This is a genomic window from Mycobacterium sp. NGS17 (assembly GCF_059813205.1).
Genome location: NZ_JCALED010000001.1, coordinates 96,506 through 117,308, shown reverse-complemented (window position 1 = coordinate 117,308; position 20,803 = coordinate 96,506). Strand labels below are relative to the sequence as shown.

At 69.0% G+C, this 20,803-nt stretch carries 16 protein-coding genes; 7 read left to right on the top strand and 9 right to left on the bottom strand.

The window, feature by feature from the left end; genetic code table 11:
* Positions 1-229 precede the first annotated feature (229 nt).
* Positions 230-1,126, top strand: coding sequence for an SDR family NAD(P)-dependent oxidoreductase (locus tag AC5Y7E_RS00585; RefSeq protein WP_499947519.1), 897 nt, complete (start codon positions 230-232; stop codon positions 1,124-1,126).
* Positions 1,116-2,684 (top strand): AMP-binding protein, encoded by a 1,569-nt coding sequence (locus AC5Y7E_RS00580; protein ID WP_499947137.1) that lies wholly within the window; start codon positions 1,116-1,118, stop codon positions 2,682-2,684. The genes AC5Y7E_RS00585 and AC5Y7E_RS00580 overlap by 11 nt, the downstream gene beginning before the upstream one ends.
* A gap of 3 nt (positions 2,685-2,687) precedes the next feature.
* Here the strand turns inward: AC5Y7E_RS00580 and AC5Y7E_RS00575 are convergent, their stop codons facing one another.
* On the bottom strand, positions 2,688-7,538 hold the full coding sequence (locus AC5Y7E_RS00575) for a cation-translocating P-type ATPase (protein WP_499947136.1): 4,851 nt from the start codon (positions 7,536-7,538) through the stop codon (positions 2,688-2,690).
* Positions 7,539-7,697: 159 nt separating this feature from the next.
* On the bottom strand, positions 7,698-8,654 hold the full coding sequence (locus AC5Y7E_RS00570) for a sigma-70 family RNA polymerase sigma factor (RefSeq protein ID WP_499947135.1): 957 nt from the start codon (positions 8,652-8,654) through the stop codon (positions 7,698-7,700).
* Between the two features lie 157 nt (positions 8,655-8,811).
* Here AC5Y7E_RS00570 and AC5Y7E_RS00565 point away from each other — a divergent pair, with 157 nt between their 5' ends.
* On the top strand, positions 8,812-9,582 hold the full coding sequence (locus AC5Y7E_RS00565) for an SDR family NAD(P)-dependent oxidoreductase (protein WP_499947134.1): 771 nt from the start codon (positions 8,812-8,814) through the stop codon (positions 9,580-9,582).
* Positions 9,583-9,728: 146 nt separating this feature from the next.
* Here AC5Y7E_RS00565 and AC5Y7E_RS00560 read toward each other — a convergent pair whose 3' ends face one another.
* Together AC5Y7E_RS00560 and AC5Y7E_RS00555 are read right to left on the bottom strand one after the other, a co-directional pair.
* A complete protein-coding gene (locus AC5Y7E_RS00560) occupies positions 9,729-9,953 on the bottom strand; it encodes a hypothetical protein (protein ID WP_067122006.1) in 225 nt (74 codons plus the stop codon).
* 43 nt (positions 9,954-9,996) lie between these two features.
* The gene (locus AC5Y7E_RS00555) at positions 9,997-10,368 is read right to left on the bottom strand and encodes a nuclear transport factor 2 family protein (protein ID WP_499947132.1); all 372 of its coding nucleotides are present in this window, start codon (positions 10,366-10,368) and stop codon (positions 9,997-9,999) included.
* Positions 10,369-10,432: 64 nt separating this feature from the next.
* On the opposite strand from AC5Y7E_RS00555, the gene AC5Y7E_RS00550 reads away from it, so the two are divergent.
* Both AC5Y7E_RS00550 and AC5Y7E_RS00545 read left to right on the top strand, forming a co-directional pair.
* Positions 10,433-10,903: an SRPBCC family protein gene (locus tag AC5Y7E_RS00550; RefSeq protein WP_499947131.1), complete on the top strand. Its 471-nt coding sequence runs from the start codon at positions 10,433-10,435 to the stop codon at positions 10,901-10,903.
* Positions 10,904-10,917: 14 nt separating this feature from the next.
* Positions 10,918-12,060: an NDMA-dependent alcohol dehydrogenase gene (locus AC5Y7E_RS00545; RefSeq protein ID WP_499947514.1), complete on the top strand. Its 1,143-nt coding sequence runs from the start codon at positions 10,918-10,920 to the stop codon at positions 12,058-12,060.
* 15 nt (positions 12,061-12,075) lie between these two features.
* Here the strand turns inward: AC5Y7E_RS00545 and AC5Y7E_RS00540 are convergent, their stop codons facing one another.
* The 5 genes from AC5Y7E_RS00540 to AC5Y7E_RS00520 are packed head-to-tail and all read right to left on the bottom strand — an operon-like array spanning position 12,076 to position 18,298.
* Positions 12,076-13,548: an AMP-binding protein gene (locus tag AC5Y7E_RS00540; protein WP_499947130.1), complete on the bottom strand. Its 1,473-nt coding sequence runs from the start codon at positions 13,546-13,548 to the stop codon at positions 12,076-12,078.
* Positions 13,545-14,327, bottom strand: coding sequence for an SDR family NAD(P)-dependent oxidoreductase (locus AC5Y7E_RS00535; protein ID WP_499917531.1), 783 nt, complete (start codon positions 14,325-14,327; stop codon positions 13,545-13,547). The genes AC5Y7E_RS00540 and AC5Y7E_RS00535 overlap by 4 nt, the downstream gene beginning before the upstream one ends.
* The gene (locus AC5Y7E_RS00530) at positions 14,320-15,939 is read right to left on the bottom strand and encodes an AMP-binding protein (protein ID WP_499947129.1); all 1,620 of its coding nucleotides are present in this window, start codon (positions 15,937-15,939) and stop codon (positions 14,320-14,322) included. The genes AC5Y7E_RS00535 and AC5Y7E_RS00530 overlap by 8 nt, the downstream gene beginning before the upstream one ends.
* Positions 15,936-16,676, bottom strand: a complete 741-nt coding sequence (locus AC5Y7E_RS00525) for a GntR family transcriptional regulator (protein WP_499947128.1) — start codon at positions 16,674-16,676, stop codon at positions 15,936-15,938. The genes AC5Y7E_RS00530 and AC5Y7E_RS00525 overlap by 4 nt, the downstream gene beginning before the upstream one ends.
* Positions 16,676-18,298: an SMP-30/gluconolactonase/LRE family protein gene (locus AC5Y7E_RS00520; protein WP_499947127.1), complete on the bottom strand. Its 1,623-nt coding sequence runs from the start codon at positions 18,296-18,298 to the stop codon at positions 16,676-16,678. Before AC5Y7E_RS00520 ends, AC5Y7E_RS00525 begins: the two co-directional genes overlap by 1 nt.
* 219 nt (positions 18,299-18,517) lie before the next feature.
* Here AC5Y7E_RS00520 and AC5Y7E_RS00515 point away from each other — a divergent pair, with 219 nt between their 5' ends.
* Together AC5Y7E_RS00515 and AC5Y7E_RS00510 are read left to right on the top strand one after the other, a co-directional pair.
* On the top strand, positions 18,518-19,381 hold the full coding sequence (locus tag AC5Y7E_RS00515; protein WP_499947511.1) for an SDR family NAD(P)-dependent oxidoreductase: 864 nt from the start codon (positions 18,518-18,520) through the stop codon (positions 19,379-19,381).
* Positions 19,381-20,757, top strand: coding sequence for an aromatic ring-hydroxylating oxygenase subunit alpha (locus tag AC5Y7E_RS00510; protein ID WP_499947126.1), 1,377 nt, complete (start codon positions 19,381-19,383; stop codon positions 20,755-20,757). Before AC5Y7E_RS00515 ends, AC5Y7E_RS00510 begins: the two co-directional genes overlap by 1 nt.
* Positions 20,758-20,803 lie beyond the last annotated feature (46 nt).

Below are 20,803 nucleotides of genomic sequence, written 5' to 3'. Positions count from 1 at the left end.
GCCGCGGATGCGGACGGGCTGAGATCGGTTGTGCGCGGCGCGCATCCGGCGCCGCCGATCGCATCCCCGACGGGCCATCGTCATCGCTGGCCGCCGCCGGAGCCGTCACGGCCGGGCCGGAGCGCGGGCCCACGATGCAATGTGGTCTGCTACTTGTGGTTACGAGCTCGGGGCGCGGTGAAGCAACAGCCGCCCTCGGCAAGCGGCTCGAGTGGATGCGGCGGCGAAGTTGAACGCGATAGCGCAGGCCCTGAACGCGGTCACGGACCGCGTGGCCAACCCGGCGCGGGTGTCGGACCCCGATAAGTTGCGCCGCACCGTCTTCGGCAAGACCGTCTTGGTGACCGGCGCCTCCTACGGCATCGGCGAGGCGACCGCACGCAGCCTGGCCGCCGCCGGGGCGACCGTCCTGGTGGTCGCCCGGTCCGAGGAACGGCTCCGCGACGTCACCTCGTCGATCAACGCCGGCGGGGGCAAAGCGGTCGCCTATCCGGCCGACCTCACCGACGAATCCGCGGTGAGCAGCCTGACCAAACAGATCACCGAGGAGCACGGCCCGCTCGACATCGTGGTGAGCAACGCCGGCAAGTCACTGCGCCGCTCGCTGCATGAGCAGTACGACCGGCCGCACGACTTCCAGCGCACCATCGACATCAACTACCTGGGACCGGTGCGGCTGCTGCTGGGGCTGCTACCGGCCATGCGCGGCAACGGCAGTGGGCACATCGTGAACGTGTCGAGTGTCGCCGTGCGGGTGGCGCCGGGCCCGCAATGGGGTGCCTATCAGGCGTCGAAGGGCGCCTTCGACCGGTGGCTGCGCAGTGTGGCCCCGGAGCTGCACACCGACGGTGTCGATGTGAGCACGGTCTATTTCGCGCTGGTCCGAACCAGGATGATCGCGCCCACCCCACTTTTGGGCCGCCTTCCCGGAATGTCGCCCGACCAAGCCGCCGACGCCATCGCCAAAGCGATCATCGAGCGGCCGCGCACCATCGAACCGCCCTGGGTGTTGCCGGCCGAGCTGGCCTCCGTGCTACTGGCCGGCCCGGCCGACTACGCCGCCCGGCTATGGCACCGCCGGCTCTTCAGCGAGCCCGACAACGACGAGGCCGACGATGACCAATGACCGCGTGGTGACCACCGCCGCCCGGGCCCTGCTGCACTCCGGTCTGCTCAATCCGCCGCCGCCCCTTGCGGGTTTCCGGCTTCTCCGCGAGGCGCGCCGGGGCGGCACGAATCCCTACACGCTGTTGGCTGTGACGACCGCGCGTTGGCCCGACCGGACGGCGATCGTCGACGACGACGGCGCGCTGAGCTATCGGCAGCTGCAGCAGCTGACCGAGTCGCTGGCTCGGCGGTTGTCCGCCGATGGTGTCGCACCCGAACAGGCGGTCGGAGTGATGTGCCGCAACGGACGCCGTTTCGTGGCGGGCGTTTTCGCCGCCGCCCTGCTGGGCGCCGACGTCGTGCCGATGAGCACGGAGTTCCGCAGCGATGCGCTGGCGGCCGCGGTGCAGGCTCACCGCATTTCGACCGTGGTCGTCGACGGCGACGAGTTCGCCGAGCGGGTCCGCGCCGCGGATGAATCGGTTGTCACCGTCGACCCGGCGAGTGTCGGCACCGACGACGGCGCGTCCAGGCCCGACGTGGCCGCACCCGGCCGCATCGTGCTGCTGACGTCGGGCACCACCGGGAAACCCAAAGGGGTGCCGCGCACACCGCAGCTGCGCTCCGCGGTGGGTGTGTGGGTGACGATCCTCGATCGCACCCGGTTACGCACCGGCTCACGAGTTTCGGTGGCAATGCCCATGTTTCACGGGCTGGGGCTGGGCATGCTGATGCTGACACTCGCGCTCGGGGGCACCGTTCTGACACGTCGGGAGTTCGACGCCGAAGCCGCGCTGGCCCAGGCGTCGCTGCACCGCGCCGACGCCTTCACCGCGGTGCCCGTCGTACTCGCCCGCATCCTGGACCTGCCCGAGCAGGTGCGGGCGCGAAACCCGCTGCCCTACTTGCGGACCGTGATTTCCAGCGGCGACCGCCTCGACCCCAGCCTGGGTCAGCGATTCATGGACGCCTACGGCGACATCCTCTACAACGGCTACGGCTCCACCGAGGTCGGCATCGGTGCGCTGGCCACGCCGGCGGATCTGCGCGAAGCTCCCGAAACCGTGGGAAGACCCGTCGTGGGGTGCCCTGTGCGCATCTTCAACAAGAACGACAAGCCGGTGGGCCCGCGGGTCACCGGGCGGATCTTCGTCGGCGGCGAATTGACCAGCGAGGGCTATACCGACGGAGCGGCAAAAGCCGTGATCGACGGCATGACCAGCACCGGCGACATGGGCTATCTGGACAACGCGGGCCGGCTGTTCATCGTCGGCCGCGAAGACGACATGATCATCTCCGGCGGCGAGAACGTCTATCCACGTGCGGTGGAGAACGCGCTCGCCCAGCACCCCGCCATCGCCGACAGCGTGGTCATCGGTGTCCCGGACGAACGCTTCGGGCAGCGGTTGGCCGCGTTCGTGGTCGCGCAGTCCGGCGGCGAGATCGATGAGGCGGAGCTGCGCGAGTACCTGAAGGGCCGGGTCTCTCGCTTCGAACAGCCGCGCGACATCAACATCGTCGACAGCATCCCGCGCAACCCCGCCGGCAAGGTGCTGCGCAAAGAACTGCCCCGCTGACTTTTACTCCTCGCCGGGCTCCAAAGCGGCGACCTGCTTGGCCAGCCAGTTGGGTGCCAGCGCCGAAATCGCGGTGGCACCCGCCGTCGAGCCCAGCACACCGGACCAGGCCACCGGCCCCAGCGGCGTGCACCCGAAGAACTGGCTGAGCCCCGGGGTCTGCACGATGCCGACCAGGACGCCGGCGCTGCCCAGGGCGGTCGCCACGACGAGCGGGCTGTGCCGGCGGGTCAGCAGCGTCTGCGCCAGCTGCGTCGTCACGAGCGCGGTCAAACCCATTGTCGCGGTGCGGCGTTCGGTACCCGGCGTCCATCGCCCGATAGCCCAGGCGGCCGTTGCGCCGGCGGCGGTGACGGCGCCGCGGGTGACGATCTGGCGCATCAGCGGGGCATCGAGCGAGGGCGTGGGCCCGGTCAGCACCTCGCGGCGGTGCAGGCGGCGCGCCTCCTCGGCGGCTTCGGCGGATTCGTACTCGGCTTCGTCGGGCTCGACGTACTGCGACGTGACCGCCACCGCGAGCGCGGGGAACATGTCGGTGAGCAGGTTGACCAGCAGGAGCTGACGGGTCCCCACCGGGGCGCGGCCCTGGCCGAAGGCGGTCCCGATGATCGTGAACAGCACCTCGCCGACGTTGCCGCCCACCAGAATGGTGACGGCGTCGCGAACGCCGCTCCACATGCTGCGGCCCTCGACCAGGGCGTCCATCAGGACGCCCAGATCCTCGTCGGTCAACACGATGTCGGCGGCCCCGCGAGCGGCCGACGATCCGCGACCGCTCACCCCGATGCCGACGTCGGCCATCCGGATGGCGGCGGCGTCGTTGGCGCCGTCACCGACCATCGCGGTCACGCGCCCGCAGCGCTGCAGGGCGGCCACGATCTGCACCTTCTGTTCCGGGCTGACCCGGGCGAACACCTGCACGTCGGCGACCAGCCGGGCGCACGCGTCCTCGTCGAGGCCGGCGAGTTCGGCGCCGGTCACCACCTGCGCGTCGGCGGGCAGGCCCAGCTGCCGGGCGATCGCCCGCGCGGTGACGGGATGGTCGCCGGTGATCAGCACCACCTCGCGGCCGGCGTCCACCAGCGCTTCGATCAACGGGCGCGCCGATGCCCGCGCGGTGTCGGCCAAACCGACGTAACCGAGCAGCTCGAGGTTCTGCGCCGCGGCGTCCACGGCGTCGGCGTCGGTGTCATCGTCGTCGGTCTCGTGCTTCCAGCCGCGCTGCGCCACCGCGAGCACCCGCAAGCCCTGCTCGGCCAAGCCGTGCACCACCGCCTCGGCCCGCGCCTGGTCGGCTTTCGGGTCGGCGAACTTGCAGCGCGGCAGGATGACTTCCGGAGCTCCCTTGAGGACCAGCACCGGCGCGTCGGCGGGGTGACCATTGGTAGTGCCGTCGTGGCCGACCGTGCCGATCGCGGCGGCGAAGCCGCGACTGGACTCGAACGGCACCTCGGCGAGCATCGCCCAGTCCGAATCACCTTGGCCGTTCAGCGAACTCGCGGCGGTGAGGATCGCCTCGTCGGTGGCATGCGCATGCCCCTGGCCTTCCTGCGGCTGGGCGGATGCGCGTGCGGCGGCGCGCAGCAGACCGGCGGATTCCGGGTCGGTCAGCTTCGGGAACGGGTCGTGCGGATCGACATCGTCGGGCACGGCGCACACCACCCGTAGCCGGTTCTCGGTCAGCGTGCCGGTCTTGTCGAAGCAGATGGTGTCGACGCGGCCCAGCGCCTCGATGGAACGTGGCGCGCGGACCAGGGCCCCGCGCGCCGTCAGCCGCTGGGCGGCCGAGAGCTGAGAAAGGGTCGCCACCAGCGGCAGCCCCTCGGGGACCGCGGCCACCGCGATCGCGACGCCGTCGGCCACCGCCTGGCGCAGCGTCGCGCGGCGCAGCAACGCCAACGCCGACACCGTTGCACCGCCGGCGAGCGTCAGCGGCAGCACCTTGCTGGTCAGCTCCCGCAGCCGGGCCTGGATTCCGGCCGACGTCTCTACGTCCGCGACCGCCGAGATCGCGCGGTGCGCGGCGGTGCCGACGCCGGTCGCCACGACGATGCCCCGGGCCCGCCCCGCGACGATGGTGCTGCCCTCGAACAGCATGCTGGCGCGGTCCGGGTCGTTGACCGCGACGGGGTCCTCCTGCTTGTCCACCGGCAGCGATTCGCCGGTGAGCAGGGACTCGTCGACCTCGAGGTCTTCGGCCACCAGCACGCGGGCGTCGGCCGGCACCACCTCGGGTGCGGTCAGGTCGATGACGTCGCCGGGCCGCAACGACTTGGCGGACACCGTGACGGTGCGGGTGGCGTGCCGCGCGGCTTCCAGCCGGCGTTTGGTCGTCGCGACACCAGGAACGACGACCCGGCGCACCAGCTGATCCTGCTCGGCGAACAGCTCGGCGGCCGCGGCCTCGGCCCGTAACCGTTGCGCCCCACCGGTTATCGCGTTGACGGTCATGACGCCGGCGACCAGCAGCGCGTCGATGTTGCTGCCGACGATCGCCGACGCCGCGGCCCCGACGGCCAGGATCGGGGTCAGCGGGTCGGCGAGTTCGGCCCGCGTGGCGGACGCCAGCCTGGCCGCGTTGAGCAGCGGACCCCGCAGTGGCGCCAGCGCCGGGCCGTACGACAGGTCGTCGAGACGACGCCGCCATGACGGCTCGGTTTCGACCGCCAGGGGCCGGGAACCGCCGGCCAGCCGCGAGTAGACGATCTCGGGATCCAACGCATGCCAGGCGGTGAGCGGCTGGGGGGTGGGATCGGGCAGGCGCAGCACCCGGGTTGCCGACAGGGTCCCCGCCACCAGCGCGGTGGCCGCGGCCGCGTTGACCGGGTTGAGCCATCGGCGAAAGCTCACGGGATTCGTGGGTGCTTGTTCTTCGCCGGTGACGAGCAGCAGCCCGGCCAGCGTGGTGCCGCCCTGGGCAAGGTGCACGGCCGATTCGCTGGCCGACCGCGCCACCGGGATCGCCGACAGGATCCGCACCGCGTCGGCCAGGTCGGTGCCGGTGATGATGTCTGCGGTCCACGCCGTCGCGGCGCGCGGATCGTCAAGGGCCACACCGACGTCGGCGATAGCGAGCGCGGCGAGGGTGTCGGTCGACGCGAAATCGCGGTGCAGGGCGGTGATCAGCAGGACGGGTCCGCGATCGACTCGCAGCTCGCGGACCACGTTCAGCAGCGGCGTGCCCGGCGGATGCGATGCGCCCACGCTGGCGGAGAGGTCCTCGGTGCCGGCGACGTGGCGTAAGACCACCCGCGCACCCGTCCGGTTCGCGGTCTGGAACAGCGGAATCGCGTAGGGGTCGACCTCCCAGCCGACGGCGACGCTGCCCACGCATTCGCCGTCGACGATCAGGTCGGCGTTTTCCAGACCCTCCGCGGGCTTGCCCGACGGCCTGCCCTCCGACGAAACCCATCTCAGGCGCGCACCGGTGGCCGGGAGTTCGTCCGGGTCGGGCTCGGGCGCCTCCTCACCGTGCAGCAGCGCGTCGGCGACCTCGTAGACGCGGTCGTCGTCCCAGCCGGGCGCGTCGCCGCGCACGCGCAAGACGGCACGATGATCGCCGCGCAGCGCGGCCCCGTCGATGACGACCACCTTCACGCGGTCCAGCCGGCGCAGCGCGCCAGGGTCGAGGACCAGTTGCCCGGAGTTGGCGAGCCCGCGGCCCAACACCGCCGCGAACGCCTGCCGGCCCATGTGCGCCGCCCGCGGTACAGCGGCTTCGATCGCGCCGGCCGCGTCCTCCGTACCGCCCCCCGCGACCAGCGCGCTCGCCGCGGCGATCAGCGCGCCGTTGGCCGCGGAGTCGACATAGCTCTCGACGGGGCCCGCCATGGACCCCTTCCCGGCGTCGATCGCGACGTCGATGGACCCGCCAACCACCACGTGCGAAGCCTCACCGGCCGCGGCGGCCGCCCAGCTGTGCCGTGGCTCATGGGACTTGGCACCGGCGGATGAGATGACGGGCACCACCGGAGCTTGCGGCCGCTGAGGCGAGGCCAACGCCGGCTCGCGGTCCCGCCACACCCGGCGGTGGGCGGTGGCCTCCGAGATCTGCAGGGTGCGTTGGGTCAGGTCGAGCAGCGGAGTGCCGATCGCCTGGGTCAGCCCGTAAGCTGCGGCCGTCGTGGCGGCAAGCGCGATATCGGTGCCCACCCGGCCCAGTCGCGATTCCAGGATCGCCACCATGCGCGGCTGATGGTTGATCAGGGCGGCCGCGGCCCGGGTGGTCTTGGGTGCGGCGGGCAGGCGGGTCACCCAGCCGGTGACCGCGCCACTCACCGCGACGATGTCCAGGGCGGCGGCAGTCAAGGGCACCAGAACCGCCAGCGGGTTACCCGGGTCGGCGAAGGGCGCGGACAGCGGCGACGACACCGAGGTTGCCGGAGCGATGTCGTCGGCCAGGGTGACAACCGCCTCCCGCACCTCGTCCAGGACGGTGCCGGGGTCCGCGTCGTCGGTGAATTCGACCACCAATCGGCCCAGCGAGCCCTCGACATGGGCCTTGGCGACGCCGGCGATCCGGCGAACCGGCTCTTCGACGACGGCCGCGTACTCGTCCCACCGCGGGAACGGCAGCAGCGGGTCGAGGTCCAGATGCACCCGTCGTCCGCTCTGCCAGCGCACCGGGGGCAGGACGCGGGCCGACGAACCGTTGGTGGAGCCGCCGAATCCGATGGCGCGGCCCGTAGTTTCAGCCACCGACTGAACCACCGGACCGGCCAGTTCCGTGACCGGACTGGTCAGCGTCTGCAGCGCGCCCACGGCCTCCGCCGCGGTGGACACACCGGCCCGCACTACCTGCGCGGCTCCGCCGGCTACGCCGGCGACGACGCTGGAAACGCCGGGAATTTTCACTCGTCACCCTTCAACTTCGTCTACGCGCCTAATGATCCTGACGTGTGGAGGAGCTGTCCACACGCGGGCGGGAAGGTGAAACCGTGCGACGACGCCGATGACGATGCAGGTCCGGCCTCCCTTAGAGAGCAAGGGTGCGATTACGTCCCTGGACCAAGGTTACCGGGTTGGCGACAAACCAAACGTGCTGAACAAGCCGGGGTCGAGGAAGACGGTGATGCCGGCGATCCCGGTAGCGCCGGTGGTCAGGACGTGAATGGAATGGGCCGCCATTGTCCCGTCGGCGCTGCGCCGGTACTCGGCAACGGCGGGTTGCGCATTCGCGGCCGTCGGGACCATCGCGATATCGCCGGGCTCGGTCAGAGCCCGCCGGGCGAGGAACCGCAGCACCGCGTCGCGGCCGGTGAACCATATTGGCATGGGCGGCATTTCGAGTTTGACGTCGGCTTGCAGCAGCGCCGTCACCGCCGCCATGTCCGCGTTTTCGAATGCGGCGCAATACCGGTCGAGCAATTCGCGGCGCTGCGCATCGCCGGGCTCGGAGATGTCTTCCTCGGCGGGGGAGAGTTCGGCAAGCCGTGCCCGGGCGCGCTGCAGCGAACTGTTGACCGCTGTCGGTGTGGTCTCGAGGAGCTCGGCGACTTCGGCGGCACTGAACTGCACGACGTCGCGCAGAATCAACACCGCGCGCTGTCGCGCCGGCAGCTCCTGTAGCGCGGTCATCACCGCGAGCCGCACGCTCTGCTTGGCGGCGAGGTCGTCCTCCGGGCTCGTGAACATCGAGTCCGGAATGGGCTCGAGCCAGGCATGCGCGCCGGCCGCCTTCGCGTCGAAATCGGTGTCCGGGTCGAGCGAGCCGTCCCCCACCCCCATCGGGAGCACGCGGCGGGCGCGGCTCTCCAGCGCACGGAGGCAGGCGGTGGTCGCGATGCGATACAGCCACGTCTTCAAAGCCGCGCGTTCCTCGAAGGCCGGATAGCCGCGCCAGCCCCGCAGATACGTCTCCTGGACCAGATCCTCGGCGTCGTGCACCGAGCCCAGCATGCGATAGCAATGCGCGATCAGCTCGGCCCGAAAAGGCGCCGCCTGTTCGACGAAATCCTCCTGCGCCGGCACGACCGTCTCCTCTCGGCTGCGAGGCGAAACCTACTTCCTTAGAGACGTCGCGCCGCCGAAATTCATCGGTCCGGGCGCGATGAATCCCGATGCGGCTTCGGATCTGAATCAGTGAAGACGCGGCAACGGCCGCCAGACCAGCGAGAGTGAGAAGACCATGAACCAGCCCCGCACCGCCCATGCCGACGGGCTCGTCGGCACCACCGCGATCGTCACCGGAGCCGGTCGCGGGTTCGGCCGTGCCATCGCCGGTGCGCTGTCGGCGGCGGGCGCACAGGTCGTCGGCGTTGCGCGTACCCGATCGCAACTCGAAGAGGTGCGCACCCGGCTCGGCGACGCGTTCACCCCGGAGGTGGCCGACGCCGCCGAACCTGGGACGGCCCGTCGGCTCATCGACCAGTACCGGCCGCGCACACTTGTGCTGTGCGCCGGAGCGACGCCGCGGATGACGCCGCTACCGGATCAGACCTGGGAGACGTTCAGCGCGAACTGGAACGTGGACGTGGCGCAGGCATTTCACTGGATTCGCGAAGCGCTGCGACGCCCGCTGGCGCCGGGCAGCTCGGTGATCGTGATGTCCAGCGGCGCCGCGCTGAACGGATCACCGCTGTCCGGCGGCTACGCGGGCGCGAAGGCGACCGTCAGGTTCATCACCGGCTATGCGGCCATGGAAGCGCAACGCGCCGGGCTGGGGATCGGCTTCACGGCCGTGCTGCCGCGGCTGACGCCGGCCACCGACCTCGGCGCGGTCGCCGTCGCCGCCTACGCCGAACGGCAAGGCGTCGACGTCGACTCGTTCCTGCGGGCCGCCGGACCCGCGCTCACCGCCGAACTGGTGGGCAAGTCGGTCCTGGAGATCGCCACTGGCGCCGCCGCCGAAGGCGGCGCGTACCTACTCAGCTCCACCGGCCTGGCGGCGCTGTCCTGACCACCCACGCCATCCGGGCGCCGCGCGAAAACTCAGTGGCGCAGCGGATTTCGTGTTCTCAGCCGCGCCGGTACATGGCCCAAAAACACGAAAGCGCGGTAGCCGTCGACCGGCTACTCGCGCAATGTTCCGCTCAGAGAATCGGGCTATAAGATTCGGTGGTTCGCCCTGCCGACCTGATACCCGGCAGGAAACGATTTCTCGATGACCTGCAGTTGGTGATCCACCCTGGATTCCAGCTCGAGCACCACGCAGCTGTCGCTGAAGGATTTCGATTCGAGAACTATGTACCGCTGACCACAATCGGTGATCGGGTCGCCCGAGTGCAAGCTCTCGACCGACACCGACTCCGGAGTTCCATCTGCCTCCATGCATGACACGTTAGGTCAATTCCGCAAATGAGGGAATAGACCGCTACTTCGCGGCGGCGCCCCGCTGCTTGAAGAACACGCTGACCTGAGAGATCAACCCGTCGTCGTTCTGCTCGAACCGGATGCATTCGGGCCACGTGCTCGCGACATCGTCGATCTCGAATGTCTCGGACAGCTCGGCGAACGACACCCGCGAATCCACGCGCGAGACCCGCCGCACGTCCAGCCGGTGGCCCCGCAGATTGGTGCACACCTTGCGCAGGTAGGCGACGTAGTGCGCCTTGCCCTCGACCACGTCGCAGAACGGCCCCTCCCGGGTCAGGCCCTCCTCGGCGATGGTGTCGGCCAGTCCGTCCCAGTCATGAGCGGCCAGGCATTCCAGGTAGCGTTCGACCACTTGGCCATCGGTGCCCATGTCTTCTCCGCTCGTTCGTGAGTCCACGGTAAGCGCCGAATCGTTGCCGGGCTAGGTTCCTCTTATGAGTTGGTGGACCGTGCACGCCGAACGGACGCTGTGTGAACACGTGCCCGCGCCGCCCGAGGCGGTCCGCAACTTCTACGTGGACCTCGACAACATCAAGCTCGTGCACCCGCTGATCGTGTCCGTGGAAACGTTGTCCCGCAGCGCAACCCCGGACGGCTACCAGCAGACCTACCGCGTGGTCGACCGAATCCCATTGGGGCCGTTGACCATACGCACCAGCTATCGGGCCCGGCTGCGAGTGCCCGCGCGCGGCGACGTGCTGACCGAGGCCGATCAGTCCCCCGGGGTTCGGCTGCGCGGCACGGTGAGATTCGATCCGGCGGACGGCGGCACCCGAGTCACCGAGCGGATAGGCATAACCGCCCCGCGGCTACTGGCCGGCGTGACCATCCGCGAAGGGGTCAAGGCGCACGTCAAGATGCTGGCCGGCATCAGGAGTCACTTCGAGTCTGGGAGGTCGCAATGAAGTGTCGTGCCGCTGTGCTGGAAGGGGTCGGCAGGGATTGGGAGATTCGCGAGGTTGCACTCGATCCGCCCCGCGCCGGTGAGGTTTTGGTACGCATGGCCGTTGCCGGCATCTGCCACTCCGATGACCACCTCGTCACCGGCGACGTGCTGCCGACCCCCGAGGTACGTGCGTCAATGGGTATCCCTGAGCCCGACTGGTTCCCGATGCTCGGTGGTCACGAGGGCGCCGGTGTCGTCGAAGAGATCGGCCCGGGTGTGACGTCGGTGCGGCCGGGGGACCACGTGGCGATGTCGTTCATTCCCGCGTGCGGGAGTTGCCGGTTCTGCGTAAACGGCCAGAGTTACATCTGCGACGACGGCGCGAGTCTGTTCTCCAGGGAGATGCCGACCGACGGAACCTGTCGCCGGCACCTCGGCGACGAAGACCTCATGGCCTACGGTCAGCTCGGCACGTTCGCCGAATATGCCGTGCTCACCGAAAAGTCCGTCATCAAGATCGACGATGCGATCCCATTCCACGCCGCCTCACTCGTGTCGTGCGGCGTCAGCACCGGCTGGGGCTCCGCAACGATATCGGCGGGCACCGAGCCGGGCGACACGGTGGTCGTGATCGGCACCGGCGGCGTCGGTATGAACGCCCTGCAGGGGGCCCGGGCCGCCGGGGCGACCTATGTGGTCGCGGTGGATCCCGTTGAATACAAACGGGATTCGGCCAAGATCTTCGGCGCCACTCACTCCGCGGCCTCCGCCGAGGAGGCCGTACCGCTGGTGGCCGACATCACCACCGGCGTCATGGCCGACCGCGTCGTCGTGACGCCCGGCGTGCTGCACGTGGAGCTGATCCCCTCGGCCATGCGGCTGCTTCGCAAAGGGGGGATATGCGTGGTCACCGGCATCACCCCGTACACCGAACCCGTGGTACCGCTGATCCTGCAGGAGATGGTGCTGTCGGCCAAACAACTTCGGGGAGCGCTCTACGGCGGGATGAATCCGCGCACCAGCGTGCCGTTGCTGTTGTCGATGTATCAGGCGGGTGCGCTGAAACTCGACGAGTTGGTCACCCGGCACTACCAACTCGACCAGATCAACGAGGCGTTCGTGGATCTGCGCGAGGGCCGCAACATTCGCGGAATCATCGACTTCGCCGATCTCTGACCGAGCCGACCGGTCTCACTGCGCCAAGCCGGCCCGCAACTCTCGCTTGAGCACCTTGCCGTAGCTGTTTTTCGGTAGCTCGTCGACGAATTCGTAGCGCTTGGGCCGCTTGAAGCGCGCGATGCGGCGCAGCAGGTGGGCGTCCAGCGCGGCCGGCTCGGCCGCGCCCACGATGAACGCGACCACCACCTCACCCCATTCGGCATCGGGGGCGCCCACCACGCAAGCCTCGGCGACACCGGGGTGCTCGAGCAGAGCCTCCTCCACCTCGCGGGGGTAGATGTTGCTCCCGCCGCTGATGACGACGTCCTTCGACCGATCCCGCAGCGTGAGAAAACCGCGCGCGTCGAACGAGCCCATGTCGCCCGTGTACAGCCAGCCCTCTTTGAGGGTCGCGCGGGTGGCGTCGGGATTGCGCCAATAGCCGGACATGACCGCGTCTCCGCGGCAGACGATTTCGCCGATCTCGCCGCGCGGCGCCACGCGGCCATCCGCAGCCAGCACGGCGACCTCCATCCCCGACCGCGCATAGCCGACGGACCCCAGAATCGCGTCGTCATCGGATTCGTGATCGGCGCGGCGCAGCCCGGTGATGGTCATCGGCGACTCGCCCTGTCCGTAAATCTGCGCGAAGACCGGGCCGAACGCCGCGATCGCCTTGCGCAGGCCTTCGGAGTACATCGGACCGCCGCCGTAGACGATCGCCTTCAGATTGGCCGGCCGGCCGCGGCCCGTATCCACCAGCCGCTGCACCATCGTCGGCGCCAGGAAAGTGCTGGCGGCTGGGTGACGTTCGCACAGATCCAGGAATTCGTCGGGGTCGAAACCCCCCGACACCGGCACGACCTGCCGGGCGGCGCGCAGCACGTACGGCAGGACGTAGAGTCCGGAGCCGTGCGACATCGGCGCCGCATGCACCAGGCTGCAGTCCTCGTCCGGAGCGTCGATGTCAGCGAGGTGCGCGACCGTCATCGCCATGAGGTTGCGGTGCGACAGCATCGCACCCTTGGCCCGGCCGGTGGTCCCGCTGGTGTAGAACAGCCACGCCAGCGCAGCCGGATCGGTGCGCGGCGGAGGTGCCGGGCCGACGCCCAAGCGCTGCGAATAGTCCTCGGAATCAATGGCTTCCGTCGGCGTCGCGGTGAGCGGCGCCAGCTCGGTGCCGATGGCCGACGAGGCGAAGACCCGCGCCGCGCCCGCATCGTCGAGGGTCTGCGCCATCTCGCGCGGGTGCAGCTTGTAGTTGATCGGGACGACGACGCACTCGGCGGCCCAGATCGCGAACATCAACTCGATGGTCTCGGGACGGTTGTGGGTCGCGATGGCGATTCGCGCACCCGCACCATGCTGTTGCCGGATCGACGCGGCCAGACGTAAGGCGCGGTCGCGCAACTCATCCCACGTGCACACCAGTCGATCCCCGTGATACACCGCACCGCGATCGGGAAACCGGGTCGCGGCCTGATCGAGCAGGGCAAACAGATTCATCGCTCGATCCACTGCGCCGCCAGCGCGGCCTCCGAAAGATACTTCGTCGAGCTCCAGCCGCCGTCGACGACGATCGTTTGGCCGTTGATGAAGCTGCCGCCCGGCGAGCACAGGAAGGCGACGGTGCTGGCGATGTCGTCGACGCGGCCCAGCCGCTGATGCGGCGTCATCTCGGTGTTGATCTTGCGGAAACGCTCATCCTCCAGGCGCTGCTCGACCATCGGCGTCACCGTCACTCCGGGCGCGACGGCGTTGCAACGGATGCCGGACGCGCCGTATTGGCAGGCGATGTGGGTGGTCAGGGCCGTGAGTCCGCCCTTGGCGGCGGAATAGGCGCCGCCGCGCAGGCCACCGACGACCGCGAAAGTCGATGTCACGTTGATGATCGCCGAGCCGGGCCCCATGTGCGGCAGCACGTCGCGGGCGAGCCGAAACGGCGCGCGCAGCATCAAACCCAAGAAGTAGTCCAGGGTTTCGTCGTCGGTTTCGTGCAGCGGCTTGGGGCTGCCGACTCCGGCGTTGTTGATCAGGAAGTCGATGTGACCCCACCGGCGCACCGCGAGGTCCACGATGCGGCGCGGCGCATCGTCGTCCGTGAGATCGACGGCAAGTGTCGCGACGCGCTCCGGATCACCGACGGCCCTGCCCAGCTCGGCCAGCCGCCCCTCGTCGCGGCCGATGCCGACAACCGCCATGCCCGCCTCGGCGAGCTTTGTGGCGCAACCCAAGCCGATGCCGCTGCTTGCTCCCGTGACGATTGCGACCTGCATATCACCCATCCTTCGCCGGTGTCAGAGCCGCCCGGATCCGATGCTTGAGTATCTTCCCCGCATCGTTTTTCGGCAGGGCATCCCAGATCTCAACCTGTTCGGGGGCCTTGAATTTGGCCACGCCCTTGCTCACCAACATGTCGAGCAGGCTCGCGACGTCCGGGCGCGCGCCGCGGGCGGGCACGATCACCGCACAGGCGCGTTCTCCGGTGCGCTCGTCGGGCAGCCCGACGACCGCGATCTCGGCGATGCCGGGGTGGTCGGCGAGCAGGTCCTCGACCTCCTTGGCCGAGATGTTCTCGCCGCTGCGGATGATGACGTCCTTGGCCCGGCCGGTCACCACGAGGTACGTGTCGTCGACCCAGCGGCCCAGGTCGCCGGTGCGGAAAAACCCTGCGGCATCGAAGGAGTCGTCCTCGGGGTGGCGGTAACCCAGCAGCATCTGCGGGCCGCGCACACAGATCTCCCCGTCGCCGTCGGGCGCGGAGTCGTGTGCGGCGAGCTTGATCTCGGCGATCCCGGGCCTGCCGTCGGTGTCCGCGGCGTAACCGGCCTCCCCGGGTCCGGGCGCACCGATCGTCGCGACGGGCACCTCCGTGCAGCCGTACACCCTGGTGACCACGGCGCGGTCGAAATAGGCTGTGGCGCTGCGGATCAGCGACGGCGACACCGAGGCGCCACCACAGATGAACATCTTCAGGTCGGGCAGCCGGGTGCCGGCGCGTCCGGCCGCGGACAACAGCTGCTGCAGGAACGGCGTCGCCCCCGCCATGTGGGTACACCGCTGCGAGTCCATCAGGGTGACCGCCCTACCCGCATCCCAACGGTCCATCAGCACCGCGGTGGTGCCCAGCAGCAGCGGGCATTCGAACGCGTAGATCGAGCCGCCGATGTGGGCGACCGGCGACGGCACCAGGAACGTGTCACCCGGGGTGATCATCCAGTGGTCGCGGATCTGACGGATCAGCGCGTGCATCGAATTGTGGCTGTGCAGGACGCCTTTCGGCCGGCTCGTGGTGCCGGACGTGTAGAGGATCATCCGCACGGCATCGGGATCGAGCACCGGAAGGGTCGCGGCGTGCGGTGGCTCCCGCACCAGGGCCGCATACGGCGTGTGCGGCCCGGCGTCACCGCGCAGCACCACCACCTCCGGCGCGCGGCTCATCGCGGGCGCCACGCGCTCGAGCATCGCCGCGTAGTCATGGCCGCCGTGCTGCCTCGGAACGAAAATCACTGCGGTGCCGGCGTCTTCGAGGATGTACCGCAGATCGTGGTCGCGCAGCGACGGCAGGATCGGGTTCACCACCATCCCCGCGAGCGTCGCGGCCAGGTAAATGACAGCGCTCTCGTGCCAGTTCGGCAACATGAACGACACGGTGCTGCCTGTCGGCATGCGCGCCAGCAGCGCGCCGGCCAGCGCGCCGGCCCGGTTGTACAGGGCGGTGCAGTCCAAACGAACGTCGTTGTCCACCAGAACTGTTCGGTGGGGCGTTTCGGATGCGGCCTCGCGGAGCGCATCGGCCAGCGTCGTGCGTACCCACCACCCGCGCCGGTATGCCTCCGCCGCATGCGCCCCGCTGGCCCGGGCGATCACCACGACCTCATCTCGGGGCGCCGTCATTCATCCACGCGACGCATCGTCATCGCGTACCGGAACCTCGACGACAGGTGGGTGTTGACCGTCACCTGGGCCACCTCGCCGTCGGAGGTCGTGTATGTGCGCCGCATCTGCAGCGCGGCCGTGCCCGCTTCGGCACCGAGACCATTCGCCAACTCCGGTGCGAGCAGGACGGCGGCGATCTCTTGGTGCAACTGGGCGACGCTCACCCCGAAAAGGTCCTCGATCAAGGGAAATATCGGGCCGGCGTGGCGTTGCAGCAACCTGCCCACCGCCGCGAAACTGCGGTTGATGTAGTACTCCGTCCGGCACAGCGGAACCGGCGCGCCCTCGGCCTGCCGGTAGCCGCGGACCGACAGCCACTGGGTGCCGACCTCCAGGCCGGTCAGTTCGGCGAGGTCGTCGTCGATCGTCACCATCGCGTTGGATTCGATGGTCAGCTGCGCGCCGGCCGCGAACGCGAGGAGGTCGTCGATCGACATCGCGTCCTGCGCATAGGAACTCGATGCCGGCCGGGGAACCACCCGGGTGCCCGCGCGCGGCCGGGAAGCCACCAAGTTGTCCTCGCGCAGCCGGCGCAGCGCCTCACGGATGGTGTAGCGGCTGACCGCGAAGCGCTCGCATAGTTGGTGCTCGGTGGGCAACTGCGAACCCACCGGGTAAACCCCGTCGACGATCTCCTTGCGCAGGGTGCGCGCGATCTGGAGGTAGCGGTGGTCGCCCGCGATCGCCTGCGGCATCACGGTCCGTCCGGCCTCGCGCGCACCGCCAGCACGCTGCCCTCGCCGTCGGCGGAGAGGTAGAGCGTCCCATCGGCCGACGCGGTGATGCCGGCGAAGGGACCCTGCGGCCCGGAGAACGGTGGCATGCCGCGCAGCGGTTTGGGCGTGACACCCGGCGGGGGGCCGACGGGCAGCCCGGCCGCAATCGTCCGCCGTGCGCTGGTGGTCAGATCGAACTCGACCAATTCCTTGGCGCCGGCATCGACTATGTAGAGCACGCCGCCCCGGACCAGAATGCCCTGCGGGCGTTGCAGATCGGTGATCACGGTGTCGATCCCTGACCCGCTCACCCGCAGCACCCGGCCGGCTCCGGCCTCGGCCACCAGACACGCCCCGTCCGCGTCGACCGCAACCCCGACCGGCTCACGCAGCTCTTTCGCCAAAACCTCAACACCACCCGATTGCAGCGACAGCACCCGTCCGGTGCCCAGCTCGGCGAACACCACACCGCCCCCGCTCAGGGCGATACCGTAGAGCTGGTCGAAACCGTCTGCCAGTACCTCGGTTTCGCAGGCGTCCGGACGGTATCGGGCGACCTGGCCGCCGGACGTGGTGACGAAGAACTCGCCGGGCCCGCTCGCGGCGAGGCCGCGCAGGAAGCCGGGATAGCCTGGGCTGAACAACATTCCCGCGGTGCGCAGGGACCCATCGGGCTCGGCCACGTAGAAGTAGGTGCCGTCGGCGATGTAGAGTCGGCCGTCGTGGCCCATCGCCAGGTCCATCGGCCAATTGAGGCCGCCCGCCAACACGGATCGCGTTGTGCCGTCCGGTGAGATCTCGGTGATCTCGCCGGTGAAGTTGGACACGAACAGCCGGTCGTCGACGAAGGTGCAGTTGTCCAGGCCGGGGTTCAGTTGGGCGAGCACGCGTTGTTCGCCGCTGCGCGGATCGATGCGCAGCACCTGCCCGCTGGCCACCTGCGTCGAGACGATGTAGCCCTGCGCGTCGAACTTGACCGAGTCGGGCACACCGAGACCGGTTGCCACACAGTGCGGCTCGCCGCCATCAGGGTCGATGCGCCAAATCTCGTTGGCTCCCATCACCGGGAAGTACAACAGGCCGTCCGGGCCGACCTCCATCGCGTTCGGCGAGGGCACGTTCTCCAGGAGCACCCGCGGCGGCCCGCCCGCCAGGTCGAATTCCAGCAGCCGCCCACCCTCACGGCATTCTCCGATGAACAACCGGCCCGCATGAACGGTGATGCCGTTGGCTGACGGCACGTCGTCGCGCAGCACTCGCGTGCGGCCGCCCGTGTCGCGCACGCTCACCCGGCCGTCCATCACCTCGGTCGCGTACAGGTTGCCGCCGGCGTCGAACGCGACGTCGTCGGGCGCCACGATGTCGCCACCCTTGGGGCTCGCGGTGAAGATCTCCCCGGTGTGGTGATCGAGCGCGCTGATCTGACTGCCGGTCACCTGGGCGATGTAGATGCGCCCGTCCGGGCCGGTGCGCAGGCCATTGGCGCCGAACAGTCGGCTGGGCGCGGTGACGCGTTCGAGCTCCCAGCCCTCGGCCACGTCGACGGGGTGCGGCGGCGCATACCGCGAGGGCAGCGTTGGGATGGCCCTTGAGATGGACATGCTCGCCGAGGTCCTTCCGTCAGCCGGTTGGGCTGGACGCTATCAATTCCTCTTAGTCCAGACAATAGCTGTCATCGGCGCGCAAACGGACCTTGACAGCGAACTCTTCGGATCGGAATAGTGTTCTCCAACGGGCAGAATGCCATATTTTGTCCGGACAAAATGAGTAATTCGAGCTCGTTGCGATCGCTGGCGCGGTGGCGGCGGGGAAAGCAGGTCATGGCCGATCACCAGGATCACGTCAACCTTCTAGGTCTCGACGGCCGCGTCGTGGTGGTTTCCGGCGCTGGCGGGGGCGGCATCGGCACGACCGTTGCGGCCATGACCGCCCGGGCGGGAGCCACCGTGATCGCGGTAAGCCGATCCAAGGAAAACCTCGACGAACACATCGCCCCGCTGACACAGCAGGGACTGGCCGTGGTGCCCGTCGCGGCCGACGCGTCGACCGACGAGGGTATCGCCACGGTGATCGACCACACGCGACAAGCCGACGGCGGGTTGTACGGCCTGGTCAACGTCGCCGGCGGCGCCGAGCCGTCGACCTGGATGCCGTCCACCCGGGTGACGCGTGGGGACTGGCGCAAGATCTTCGCCGACAACCTCGACACCGCGTTCTTCATGAGCCAGGCCGTCGCGCGTGAACTCGTCGCCCAGCACCGGCAGGGATCGATCGTGTCGATCTCCTCGATCAGCGGCATGAACACCGCGCCGTTTCACATCGCCTACGGAACGGCCAAGGCCGCGATCACCGCGATGACCCGCACGATGGCACTCGAGTTGGCGCAGGCCGGAATTCGGGTCAACGCGGTGGCGCCCGGCGTCACCGAAACGGCGGCTTCGCGCACCTATGTCGACGTGGACCCCGAGCGCGACCGCCAGGCGATCGCGATGGGCCGACGTGGGCTTCCCGAGGAGCAGGCCGCTGCCATCCTCTTCCTGCTCTCGAAGCTGTCGAGCTATATCACCGGCCAGACGCTGCTCGTCGACGGCGGCCTGGGCCTCAAGTGGAGTCACCTCGGCGCCGACAACACCTCGCTGTTCCTGCATGACGAATCCTTCCGCGCGGCGATGAGGAGGTTATGATGACCCGCCCGGCGAAAGGCGCGAATCCCGAAGCGGCCGAAGAACTCTCGCAGCCGATGACGATCGGAGTCGAGGCCTACATCTCCGAGGACTATGCCCGCGCCGAGCGCGACAAGCTGTGGCGCAAGGTCTGGCAGCAGGTCGGCCGCGTCGAGGAGCTCCCCGAGGTGGGCAGTTACCTTACCTATGACATCCTCGACGACTCGATCATCGTGGTGCGCACCGCTGACAACGAGTTTCACGCCCACCACAACGTCTGCATGCACCGCGGCCGCCGGCTGATCGACACACCCGAAGGAGCCAAGAACGCCTGCGCGCGAACCCGAAAGTCGTTCGTCTGTGGTTTTCACGGCTGGACCTACGGCCTGGACGGCGCGTGCACACATATCCGCGAACAACCGGACTGGCAGGGCGCTCTCACCCCCGACAACACCCACCTTCGACCCGTCCGAGTCGACACGTGGGGTGGCTGGCTGTGGATCAACATGGACCCCGACTGCGAGCCGCTGGCCGACTTCCTGTTTCCCGCCGCGAAGATCCTCGACCCGTTCGGGTGTGAGAACATGCGCTACAAGTGGCGCAAATGGGTCATCTTCGACTGCAATTGGAAGGTCGCGCTGGAGGCCTTCAACGAGACCTACCACGTCTACACCACCCATCCGGAGTTCAACAAGTTCGGTGAGTTCAAGGGCTGGGCGAAAGCCCAAGGCAGGCACAGCAATATCGGCTATGACGCGCCCGAGGACATGGAAGCCACCAAGTCCAAGATCCGCCTGGGCATCGGCGCCGATCCGCGGCTGTCGACCGCGGAGATGCAGGTGTACACGATGGAGGAGACCAACGCCACCACAACCCAGACGTTGGTGAACGCCGCCAGGCGGCTGGTCGACGAATTGCCCGAGGGGACACCGGCCGACAAGGTGCTCGAGCACTGGCTGGCGTCGGCGCGCCGCGACGACGAGGCCCGCGGGGTGATCTGGCCGACGATCCCCGCCGACATTCTCGGGCAGGCCGGCACCGCATGGCAGATCTTCCCGAACTTCCAGATCGGCCAGGGTCTGACCAGCGCGCTGTGCTACGGCGCGCGGCCGCATCCCAGCTACAACCCGGACAAGTGCATCTTCGAGGTGTCCGTCTTCGAGCTGTACCCGAAAGGCCAAGAGCCGCAGACGGAGTGGGAGTACACGCCGGTCGGAGACCCCCGGTGGCGCTCGGTCCTACCGCAGGATTTCTCCAACATGGCCGCCGTGCAGCAGGGCATGAAGTCTCTTGCCTTCCCGGGCACCAAACCCAACCCGTACCGCGAGCGCAGCACCGTCAATCTCCATCATCAACTGTCGAAGTACATGGGTACCGGCGAACCGCAGGAGCTTTAGTGCCGATCGCAAGCGCGGCGCGGGCGCCGGGCGCCGCGGGTCGGCA

What these genes read in the sequence shown, in the direction of transcription:
- AC5Y7E_RS00580 (WP_499947137.1), top strand. Translation starts at nt 1,116, where the DNA reads ATGACCAATGACCGCGTGGTGACCACCGCCGCCCGGGCCCTGCTGCAC.
- AC5Y7E_RS00565 (WP_499947134.1), top strand. Translation starts at nt 8,812, where the DNA reads ATGAACCAGCCCCGCACCGCCCATGCCGACGGGCTCGTCGGCACCACC.
- AC5Y7E_RS00560 (WP_067122006.1), bottom strand. Translation starts at nt 9,953, where the DNA reads ATGGAGGCAGATGGAACTCCGGAGTCGGTGTCGGTCGAGAGCTTGCAC.
- AC5Y7E_RS00555 (WP_499947132.1), bottom strand. Translation starts at nt 10,368, where the DNA reads ATGGGCACCGATGGCCAAGTGGTCGAACGCTACCTGGAATGCCTGGCC.
- AC5Y7E_RS00550 (WP_499947131.1), top strand. Translation starts at nt 10,433, where the DNA reads ATGAGTTGGTGGACCGTGCACGCCGAACGGACGCTGTGTGAACACGTG.
- AC5Y7E_RS00540 (WP_499947130.1), bottom strand. Translation starts at nt 13,548, where the DNA reads ATGAATCTGTTTGCCCTGCTCGATCAGGCCGCGACCCGGTTTCCCGAT.
- AC5Y7E_RS00535 (WP_499917531.1), bottom strand. Translation starts at nt 14,327, where the DNA reads ATGGGTGATATGCAGGTCGCAATCGTCACGGGAGCAAGCAGCGGCATC.
- AC5Y7E_RS00530 (WP_499947129.1), bottom strand. Translation starts at nt 15,939, where the DNA reads ATGACGGCGCCCCGAGATGAGGTCGTGGTGATCGCCCGGGCCAGCGGG.
- AC5Y7E_RS00525 (WP_499947128.1), bottom strand. Translation starts at nt 16,676, where the DNA reads ATGCCGCAGGCGATCGCGGGCGACCACCGCTACCTCCAGATCGCGCGC.
- AC5Y7E_RS00520 (WP_499947127.1), bottom strand. Translation starts at nt 18,298, where the DNA reads ATGTCCATCTCAAGGGCCATCCCAACGCTGCCCTCGCGGTATGCGCCG.
- AC5Y7E_RS00515 (WP_499947511.1), top strand. Translation starts at nt 18,518, where the DNA reads ATGGCCGATCACCAGGATCACGTCAACCTTCTAGGTCTCGACGGCCGC.
- AC5Y7E_RS00510 (WP_499947126.1), top strand. Translation starts at nt 19,381, where the DNA reads ATGACCCGCCCGGCGAAAGGCGCGAATCCCGAAGCGGCCGAAGAACTC.